This window comes from Mesorhizobium sp. B3-1-9 (assembly GCF_006439595.1).
In the GTDB taxonomy this organism is placed as follows: Bacteria; Pseudomonadota; Alphaproteobacteria; order Rhizobiales; family Rhizobiaceae; genus Mesorhizobium.
Map to the genome: position 1 here is coordinate 1 of NZ_VFTJ01000049.1, position 3,030 is coordinate 3,030.

Annotated in this window: 1 protein-coding gene; it reads right to left on the bottom strand. The window is 54.6% G+C overall.

Annotated features, from left to right (window positions below; all coding sequences use genetic code 11):
• Positions 1-101: 101 nt before the first annotated feature.
• The gene (locus tag FJW07_RS31500) at positions 102-2,846 is read right to left on the bottom strand and encodes a DNA polymerase (protein WP_140860940.1); all 2,745 of its coding nucleotides are present in this window, start codon (positions 2,844-2,846) and stop codon (positions 102-104) included.
• Positions 2,847-3,030 lie beyond the last annotated feature (184 nt).

Below are 3,030 nucleotides of genomic sequence, written 5' to 3' on the forward strand. Positions count from 1 at the left end.
TTTTAAAACCCATTCACATTGCCAGGGAAAGCCCGGGCGAAATTTCGAAGGCCTTCGCAACCCCGTTCGTAAGGATTTGAGACGATGATGGCCTTTGAAATTTAGTGCGGGGTTTGCCGGGCTAAAAACAAATCCAAATCCAATTCATAAAAATATTCCCTTTTTAACCTGTTCAAGGCTGCGACCGACCTGTCACTTTCAATGAATTGATGAGGTTCGAATGTATTGCGTTTCGCATTGTCCAGGTCGGATACCTGACAGGGAATTCCCACCTCATTGAGGATTTCGCAGAACCTGTTGTGCCGGATTTTCCCCATCCGCTTATGTATCAGGTCGAACCCTGCTTGGTAGTGTTTAAATGCCCGCGCCAGATCGCGTTTGGCCCTCTTCAGGTCCCCGTCGGTTTTGCTGGAATACCGCAACACCGATTCGCTGGTTTTGCGTTTGGTATCGATAAAATGCTGGAAAGCTCTCAGGTCCGGAACGGACCTGAGAATCCTGAAAGGATTCGTGGCCCATTTGTCCCAGACCTCCCGGACGTTTTGGAATTCGTCGAAATCCTCGAGCGGCACCGAAGAAAATGACAGGTGGGTGTAGGTCTTCCCCTGGAATTCGACCGATCTGTCTATGAGGTCGATTGGCCTTCGCTTCCAGTCGAATTCCATCGACAGCTTTTTGGTCACCGTCCTCATCACGAAGTCAGCACCGAAGCGGATCATTTCCTTCAGCCCGACACCTGATTCATAGGTCAGTGTCTGCCCTTCCGTACGGTTGAAAAACAGTTCGACAATCTGCGCGTTTTCCTCTTCCGGCAGAAGGTCCCGCGTGTCCAGCTTGATACCACCCTTTTGCAGGACGATGTTTTCGCCGGCTTTGTCGCCGAGCTTCAGCGTTGCCGACCCTCTGGTCCTCCAGCCAACAGGCTGACGGATTGTGTGTTTGACCTCCATGGGTGGATCGTCACGGCCAAGATTGGCTTTTGCCTTCTTGAACGAGTCGAAAATTGATCCGGCCGTGGCATGTTCCAGCTCCGCGTCGTTGGCGTTTGACAAGAATCCATCAGTCGTCACGCTGAAAACCTGGACGGTATCGGGAAACCTGTTGAGTACTTCACCGAGAACGGCCCGCGTGTATGACGTGATGAACGCGGCGAAAAATGGCTGCGTTAGCTCGCTCTCTGGCAGTTCGACCATGTCATCAGCGCGAAGGTCATACACCCGCTTCTTCCGCAAGCCCTGCGCGGTCTTGCCATAGGTGCTGTTGCCGACCTCCTTCCAGAACAGGTTGCCGAACGTTCCCTTCTTGAAGTCCTTCCTGCGGCTGATGCAGTCGTTGATGAAGTCGGTAAATACCCCAACACCTTGTTCGACAGGCACCCTGACAGAACGACGAAGTTCCAGCTTTGCCCCGAGTTGCCTTGCCAGGGCCAATTCGGGAGCGGCGCAGCACGCACGTCCCTTTCGCGGGAAAATGATCCCGTTGGCCGTTCGAACTGGCAGTGTCGGAAACCGCACGGAATGCGGGAATTCGAAATCGACTGATGCATAAGCAAGGTCCAGCGCGTCGATTTTGTCAATTGCCACGTCCCTCTCGATCTTCTCCCAGATCGGTTTGCACAGAAGCGTCATCGCCGTTGGATAGGCTGAGCTTAGATCGTGGTCCCGCCAGATCCCCTCATCACAGATCCCGTACATGAACTGCTCGTTGCGGCCGCCATGATAGGCCTCCGACACGAAGTCCAGCTCGTAGTAGACGAGTTCCTGATGAGGATGGATCGTCTTGGTAACCGAGTAGCCTAGCTTTTTGCTGAACGATTGGACCTTTTTCTCTTCGCGGCCCAGCACGTCATCCGGCTTCCACCCTTTGATTTCCCACTGTGCGATGGCGAGCTTGGACCCGAATGAGGTCAGCGTCAGCGGCATGGCGAACTTCCCGAATAGCTCGTCATACTGGCGGATCAACTGCTCGGCATATTGCGTGCAGATTTCCGCGTCTCGGATCGCGTATTCGCGGAAAAGTGGCCAGTTTTCCGCCCGAAATAACTTCATCTGCGACTTGATTTCTCGTTCCTTCGCCGCTGTGGCCGCCAGTTCGATCTTGTTGAAGCCGAGCATCTTGCCGACATCTGCCAGCTGCTTCGCATTGGACGGAGCCAGAAGGATCGTGTCCCTTAGCCTGATCTTGAATTCGGCGATCTCCTGCCCCTGCCCATCGACTAACTCCATTGGAATAGCGCGGTCGATCGACACGAACGTGCTGCGCACGTTGCTCATCGTGCTTTTGGCCTCATCGGCAAATTCATCAAACATCGGCAGGTCAGCCCGGGTGAAGTGCCCGACCAGGTAGATATCGGTTGGCACCCTGTTGTCCGGATGCTCACCGATGAATGTGCCGATAGCTGCCGCGATGAAATCTCGCAGAAGCCACCGTTGTCCTTCGTTGGGAATTATGATCCCGCTGGACTGGACCGGCGTTTCGTCCTGTTGGTCTTGGGAAATCAGCCTGGTGCAGAACTGATAGGAGAGGATTTCGTTCTGGGCGCCCGCGGCTTCGGCCTTGGTCGGACCAACTGGCTCTCGGGACTGATATTCGGTGTCAAAACCAATGATCAGGTGTGCGGTTATCGGTGGCTTTTTCTGGCCACCCTTGCGTTTTGGCGGAAGCTGGACGTTTTCGGGTGCGATGAAGACTTTAACGGGCGGGTCATTAGGATTAATCGTGGCGAAATACGTTTGCTCGTTGCTCGCTCGCTGTGTTTTGCCGGCTCTAGACGGCGCAACGATGACATGAAGAGCGGTTGGGTCCCGTGCCTCGTTGATAGCCGCAGGCTCGTTGAAAATTTCCATGAACGTCCCCCTTTTTGCTGCACAAGCTGAAAGGGCTTCGCCCAACGCGGGCGAAACCCTGAGTTCAAGCAAAATTTGGGGAGTTACGCCTGCGGCCTACCCTCTGGCCCGTCAGACCCGCCGGGATAAGGTGCGCCCTCAACCCCTAAGTCTGGCATCTCGTCAAAGTCCGGATGCCACCCGT

What these genes read in the sequence shown, in the direction of transcription:
- FJW07_RS31500 (WP_140860940.1), bottom strand. Translation starts at nt 2,846, where the DNA reads ATGGAAATTTTCAACGAGCCTGCGGCTATCAACGAGGCACGGGACCCA.